Consider the following 6,574-nt stretch of genomic DNA (forward strand, 5'->3'; position numbering starts at 1 on the left):
CGTCTTATAGAGGAGGAGTGAGGCCGCAGCCTTTGAGAATGATGCGGATCAGGTTGTTGCCGGCGTCTTCCATGTCCTGCTTGGTCAACTTGCTGCGACCGCTGACGCGGCAGATCTGCGTGGCGAAGTCAGCGTAATGCTGGGTGCTGCCCCACAACAGGAAGATCAAATGCACCGGATCGACCGGGTCCATTTTGCCGGCATCGATCCACGCTTGAAATACCGCCGCGCGGCCGGTGAACCAGGCGCGGTAGTCCTGATTGAAATATTCGCTCAGGCATTCGCCGCCGCTGATCACTTCCATCGCAAAGATTCGCGAGGCCTGTGGCTGACGACGGGAGAATTCCATCTTGGCGCGAATATAGCGAGTCAGCGCTTCGGCCGGATCGTCCTCGGCGGTAAGGGTGTTGAAGGTGCTGTCCCACAGCTCGATGATGTTGCTCAGCACCGCCACGTACAAACCGAGTTTGTTGGTGAAGTAGTAATGCAGGTTGGCCTTGGGCAACCCGGCATTCTGGGCGATGGTGTTCATGCTGGTGCCTTTGTAACCGTGACGGGCGAACTCGTCTTCGGCGGCTTTGAGGATGGTCTCTTCGTTTTTCTGACGAATGCGGCTGGCGGGTTTGCCGCCATGGGCTGGGACTTCAAAGGTCATAGGCACTTCCGGGTTTGTCTGTGGGTGCAACCAGTTGCGTTGATAGCGCACCCACAGGCATCCGACAAGTGTTTGAGCGAGAAAACCGTTACGCCTGTTCGATCTTGTTCAGCGGCGGGTGCGCTTCAGCAGCCTCGATTTTCGACTCCGGCAGCAGCAGGCAAAGGATTATCGCGGTCAGGCCGCCGCTGGTGATCGCCGAATCAAACAGGTTTTGCACCAGTTTCGGCAGCAGGTGCAGCAGGTTCGGTTGCGCGGCAATGCCCAGGCCGACGCCGAACGACGTGGCGATGATCAACATGCTGCGTCGATCCAGCGGCGACTGCGCGAGGATGCGCACGCCGGCTGCAGCCACCGCGCCGAACATCACCAAGGTAGCGCCGCCGAGCACCGGTTTCGGGATCTGCTGCAGCACGGCGCCGATCATCGGGAACAGGCCGAGACAAAACAGGATCGCGCCGATGTACAGGCCGACGTAGCGGCTGGCGACGCCGGTCAACTGAATCACGCCGTTGTTCTGCGCAAACGTGGTATTGGGAAAGGCGCTGAAGGTCGCGGCGATCATGCAGCTCACGCCGTCACCGAGTACGCCCCCGCGCAGGCGGCTTATATAGGAAGGGCCGCTGATTGGCTGACGGGCGAGCATGCAGTTGGCGGTGAGGTCACCGACGGTTTCGATGGTGCTGATCAGATAAATCAGCGCGACCGGCAGGAAAGCCGTCCAGTCGAAGCTGAAGCCAAACTTGAACGGTGTAGGAAAACTCACCAGTGGCAAGTCAGGTAAAGGCTGCGGCACCAGTTTCCCACTGAACCACGCGGCCAGACTGCCGAGCAGCAAACCGATGATGATTGCCGACAAGCGCACCCATGGCGTGTTCGAGCGGTTGAGCAGAATGATCGTCAGCAACACAAACACGCCCAGCGCCAGATTGCCCGGCGCACCGAAATCCGGCGCATTGAAGCCGCCACCCAGATCGGTGATGCCGACCTTGATCAGGCTGATACCGATCAGGGTGATGACGATCCCGGTCACCAGCGGTGTGACGACTCTGCGCAACTGGCCGATGAAGCGGCTGAGGACGATCTGCACGATTGCGCCGAAAAAGCACACACCGAAGATCATCGCCAGAATGTCTTCCGGGCTGCCGCCACGTTGCTTGACCAGAAACCCCGCCGACAGCACCGCACCAAGAAAAGCAAAACTGGTGCCTTGCAGACAGATCATTCCCGCCCCGATGCCGAACGGCCGCCGCGCCTGAATAAAGGTGCCGACGCCCGAAACCATCAAGGCCATGCTGATCAGGTACGGCAAATGCGCGGTCAGCCCGAGGGCCGAGCCGATCACCAATGGCGGGGTGATGATGCCGACGAAACTGGCGAGCACGTGTTGCAGCGCCGCGAGTGTCGCGGCAAGCGGTTTGGGGCGGTCGTCGAGGCCGTAGATCAGGTCGCTGGACGGTGCGGAATCTGGCTGCATGGCTTAAGGCTTCTTGTTGAAGGATCGAGGTTGATCCTGCTTTGCAAAAAGCTGTCCACTTGCTCAGGTTATTTGTCGAATTTGTTGCTAAGGCCCAACGCTGGTGGGCCTCGGAGGATTTTCAACGCGTTGCCGCCAGACTCTCCAAAAAGCTTTCCAGCACCAAATGAGGGCGCCGCCCCTTGCGCGTGACCGATGCGAGGCTCAGGTCGTAGAAACGTGTTTGCGATTTCAGCGCACGCAAACGACCTTGCTGCACCCAGAGGCTGGCGTAGTGATCCGGCAGGTAACCGATGTAGCGTCCGGTCAAAATCAGGAATGCCATGCCTTCGCGGTCGGAAGCGCTGGCCGTGCAATTAAGCGCCTGGTAATGCGCCTGAATCTCCGCCGGCAAACGAAAGGTCGGCGCGATCGCGTCCTGACTGTTAAGGCGTTCGTCATCGAGCTGTTTGTCATCGACATAAAACAACGGATGACCCACCGCGCAGTAAAGCAGCGAACGTTCGCTGTACAGCGGCTGATATTCCAGGCCCGACAACGCACTGGCCTGCGGCACCACGCCGACATGCAGGCGCCCATCGAGCACGCCTTGTTCGACCTCATTCGGCGCAATCATGCGGATCTGGATCTGCACATCCGGCCCGCGCTCCTTCAATTGCGCGAGGGCGTGGGTGATGCGCATGTGGGGCAGGGTGACCAGGTTGTCGGTCAGGCCGATGATCAACTCGCCACGCAAATGCTGGTGCAGGCCGTTGACCTCAGTGCGGAAGCTTTCCAGCGCACTTAACAGTTGCAGCGCCGACTGATACACCTCGCGACCTTCTTCGGTCAGCGAAAACCCGGCGCGCCCACGCTGGCACAGACGTAAGCCGAGGCGCTGCTCCAGATCGCTCATCTGCTGACTGATCGCCGAGCGACCGATGCCGAGCACCGTCTCCGCTGCCGAGAACCCGCCGCATTCCACCACGCTGCGAAAAATCCGCAGCAAGCGGATATCAAAGTCACTGACTTGGGCCAGCGGATCGGGGCGGCGGCTGCTCATCTTATTGTTCTCATTGTTTAGCAAAGCTCTAACTGAAGGTTAGAAGAGTTGGATTTCACCGACTTTATCCGCGTGGCAATTTAGCTGCAACAACGCTTTTTATCTCCCTGACGCTTATGCCCTGCGAGGTTTTGCCCGATGAACATGCCTGAAAACGCGCCGTCGCCACTGGCCAGCCAACTGAAGCTGGACGCGCACTGGATGCCGTACACCGCCAACCGCAATTTCCAGCGCGATCCGCGTTTGATCGTTGGCGCCGAAGGCAGCTGGTTGATCGACGACAAGGGCCGCCGGGTATACGACTCGCTGTCCGGTCTGTGGACCTGCGGCGCCGGCCACACCCGCAAGGAAATTCAGGAAGCGGTCTCCAAGCAGTTGGGCACCCTCGATTACTCGCCGGGCTTCCAGTACGGCCACCCATTGTCGTTCCAGCTGGCTGAGAAAATCACCGAGCTGACCCCGGGCAATCTGAACCATGTGTTCTTCACCGACTCCGGTTCCGAGTGCGCTGACACCGCGGTGAAAATGGTCCGTGCCTACTGGCGCCTGAAGGGGCAGTCGACCAAAACCAAAATGATTGGCCGTGCCCGTGGCTACCACGGCGTGAACATCGCCGGCACCAGCCTCGGCGGCGTCAACGGTAACCGCAAGCTGTTCGGTCAGGCGATGATGGACGTCGATCATCTGCCGCACACGCTGCTGGCCAGCAACGCCTTCTCCCGTGGCATGCCGGAGCAGGGCGGTATCGCCTTGGCCGATGAACTGCTGAAGCTGATCGAACTGCACGACGCTTCGAACATCGCCGCCGTATTCGTAGAGCCTATGGCCGGTTCCGCCGGCGTGCTGGTGCCACCGCAGGGTTACCTGAAACGTCTGCGCGAGATCTGCGACCAGCACAGCATTCTGTTGGTGTTCGACGAAGTGATCACCGGTTTCGGCCGTACCGGCAACATGTTCGGCGCTGACACCTTTGGCGTGACCCCGGACCTGATGTGCATCGCCAAGCAAGTCACCAACGGCGCGATCCCGATGGGCGCGGTGATTGCCAGCTCCGAGATCTACCAGACCTTCATGAATCAGCCGACCCCTGAGTACGCGGTGGAATTCCCGCACGGCTACACCTACTCGGCGCACCCGGTGGCTTGCGCCGCTGGCCTGGCAGCGCTCGATCTGCTGCAAAAGGAAAATCTGGTGCAGAGCGTCGCTGAAGTAGCACCGCATTTCGAAAACGCGCTGCATGGCCTGAAAGGTTCGAAGAACGTTATCGACATCCGTAACTTCGGTCTGGCCGGCGCGATCCAGATTGCCGGTCGTGACGGCGACGCCATCGTGCGTCCGTTCGAAGCGGGCATGGCCCTGTGGAAAGCCGGGTTCTACGTGCGCTTCGGCGGCGACACCCTGCAGTTCGGCCCAACCTTCAATAGCAAGCCGCAAGACCTCGATCGTCTGTTCGATGCGGTCGGCGAAGTGCTGAACAAGCTCGACTGATTTTTCCCTCTATATATAAGTACAAACAGCCGGCGCCCCTCGTGGGCGTCTGCGGACAAGAATTCAGGAGTTTTTCGATGAGCGTTATCCCGCATTTGATCAATGGCGAACTGGTGACCGAGAACGGTCGCGCAGTTGATGTGTTCAACCCGTCTACCGGTCAGGCTATCCACAAGCTGCCACTGGCCAGCCAGGCAACCATCCAGAAAGCCATCGATGCCGCCAAGGCAGCGTTCCCGGCCTGGCGCAACACGCCACCGGCCAAACGTGCGCAGGTAATGTTCCGCTTCAAGCAACTGCTGGAGCAGAACGAAGCGCGCATCTCGCAATTGATCAGTGAAGAACACGGCAAGACCCTGGAAGACGCCGCCGGTGAACTGAAGCGTGGTATCGAGAACGTCGAGTTCGCTTGCGCAGCTCCAGAAATCCTCAAGGGCGAGTACAGCCGCAACGTCGGCCCGAACATCGACGCATGGTCGGACTTCCAGCCGCTGGGCATCGTTGCCGGGATCACCCCGTTCAACTTCCCGGCCATGGTGCCGCTGTGGATGTACCCGTTGGCGATCGTCTGCGGCAACTGCTTTATCCTCAAGCCGTCCGAGCGCGATCCAAGCTCGACACTGCTGATCGCACAGTTGCTGCTGGAAGCCGGTTTGCCGAAAGGCGTGATGAGCGTGGTTCACGGTGACAAGACTGCAGTAGACGCGCTGATCGAAGCGCCGGAAGTCAAAGCGCTGAGCTTTGTCGGTTCGACGCCGATCGCTGAATACATCTATGCCGAAGGCACCAAGCGCGGCAAACGCGTTCAGGCACTGGGCGGCGCGAAGAACCACGCAGTGTTGATGCCGGATGCCGATCTGGACAACGCGGTCAGCGCACTGATGGGCGCGGCCTACGGTTCCTGCGGCGAGCGCTGCATGGCGATTTCGGTCGCTGTGTGTGTGGGTGACCAGGTGGCGGATGCTCTGGTGGCGAAACTGGTTCCACAGATCCAAGCGCTGAAAATCGGTGCCGGCACTTCTTGCGGTCTGGACATGGGCCCACTGGTGACCGGTCAGGCGCGCGACAAAGTCAGCGGTTACGTAGATGACGGCGTGGCAGCGGGCGCGACTCTGGTGGTCGACGGTCGTGGTTTCAGCGTGGCCGGTCATGAAGAAGGCTTCTTCCTCGGTGGCTGCCTGTTCGACAACGTCACCCCAGAGATGCGCATCTATAAAGAAGAGATCTTCGGCCCGGTACTGTGCATCGTTCGTGTGAACAGTCTGGAAGAGGCAATGCAACTGATCAACGATCACGAATACGGAAACGGCACCTGCATCTTCACCCGTGACGGTGAAGCGGCGCGCCTGTTCTGCGACGAGATCGAGGTCGGCATGGTTGGCGTTAACGTACCGCTGCCGGTGCCGGTGGCTTATCACAGCTTTGGCGGCTGGAAGCGTTCGCTGTTCGGCGACCTGCATGCCTATGGTCCGGATGGTGTGCGCTTCTACACCCGTCGCAAGGCGATCACCCAGCGCTGGCCGCAACGGGCGAGCCATGAGGCTTCGCAGTTCGCCTTTCCTAGCTTGTAAGTAGGGCAGTGCAGCGAAGGCCGACCCCTTGGGGTCGGCCTTCGCCTTTTCGGGGATTTTTGACTGATGTGACAGAATTATGAAAATAGGTGTTGACGGCAGATTTCAGATGTCTATAATTCGCCCCACTTCCGGCGCAGTCGAAACGGAAAACTCCTTGAGATTCAATGAGTTATGTAGGTTTCGGCAGCAGGTTGCTTCAGTTCATCGAAGTCGAAAGGAAGTTGAAAAAGAGGTGTTGACAGCAGCGTGTAACGCTGTAGAATTCGCCTCCCGCTGACGAGAGATCGGAAGCGCAAGTGGTTGAAGTTGTTGAAGAATTCTTCGAAAACTTCTGAAAA

5 protein-coding genes are annotated in these 6,574 nt (G+C 59.3%); 2 read left to right on the plus strand and 3 right to left on the minus strand.

Annotated elements, in window-relative coordinates; translation table 11 throughout:
- Window positions 1-4: 4 nt before the first annotated feature.
- The 3 genes from CKW38_RS27920 to CKW38_RS27930 form a co-directional block, all read right to left on the minus strand.
- Window positions 5-655 (minus strand): TetR/AcrR family transcriptional regulator, encoded by a 651-nt coding sequence (locus CKW38_RS27920; protein WP_038360732.1) that lies wholly within the window; start codon window positions 653-655, stop codon window positions 5-7.
- Between the two features lie 88 nt (window positions 656-743).
- Window positions 744-2,132 (minus strand): uracil-xanthine permease family protein, encoded by a 1,389-nt coding sequence (locus CKW38_RS27925; protein ID WP_095114412.1) that lies wholly within the window; start codon window positions 2,130-2,132, stop codon window positions 744-746.
- Between the two features lie 121 nt (window positions 2,133-2,253).
- Complete coding sequence (locus CKW38_RS27930; protein ID WP_007914725.1) at window positions 2,254-3,174, minus strand: LysR family transcriptional regulator; 921 nt, start codon at window positions 3,172-3,174, stop codon at window positions 2,254-2,256.
- Window positions 3,175-3,312: 138 nt separating this feature from the next.
- On the opposite strand from CKW38_RS27930, the gene CKW38_RS27935 reads away from it, so the two are divergent.
- A complete protein-coding gene (locus CKW38_RS27935) occupies window positions 3,313-4,662 on the plus strand; it encodes an aspartate aminotransferase family protein (RefSeq protein ID WP_007914732.1) in 1,350 nt (449 codons plus the stop codon).
- Between the two features lie 77 nt (window positions 4,663-4,739).
- The gene (locus CKW38_RS27940) at window positions 4,740-6,233 is read left to right on the plus strand and encodes a CoA-acylating methylmalonate-semialdehyde dehydrogenase (protein WP_038360740.1); all 1,494 of its coding nucleotides are present in this window, start codon (window positions 4,740-4,742) and stop codon (window positions 6,231-6,233) included.
- The last annotated feature ends 341 nt before the right edge of the window (window positions 6,234-6,574 follow it).

It is taken from the genome of Pseudomonas sp. Irchel 3H7, assembly GCF_900187605.1.
GTDB lineage: Bacteria > Pseudomonadota > Gammaproteobacteria > Pseudomonadales > Pseudomonadaceae > Aquipseudomonas.

What these genes read in the sequence shown, in the direction of transcription:
- CKW38_RS27920 (WP_038360732.1), bottom strand. Translation starts at nt 655, where the DNA reads ATGACCTTTGAAGTCCCAGCCCATGGCGGCAAACCCGCCAGCCGCATT.
- CKW38_RS27925 (WP_095114412.1), bottom strand. Translation starts at nt 2,132, where the DNA reads ATGCAGCCAGATTCCGCACCGTCCAGCGACCTGATCTACGGCCTCGAC.
- CKW38_RS27930 (WP_007914725.1), bottom strand. Translation starts at nt 3,174, where the DNA reads ATGAGCAGCCGCCGCCCCGATCCGCTGGCCCAAGTCAGTGACTTTGAT.
- CKW38_RS27935 (WP_007914732.1), top strand. Translation starts at nt 3,313, where the DNA reads ATGAACATGCCTGAAAACGCGCCGTCGCCACTGGCCAGCCAACTGAAG.
- CKW38_RS27940 (WP_038360740.1), top strand. Translation starts at nt 4,740, where the DNA reads ATGAGCGTTATCCCGCATTTGATCAATGGCGAACTGGTGACCGAGAAC.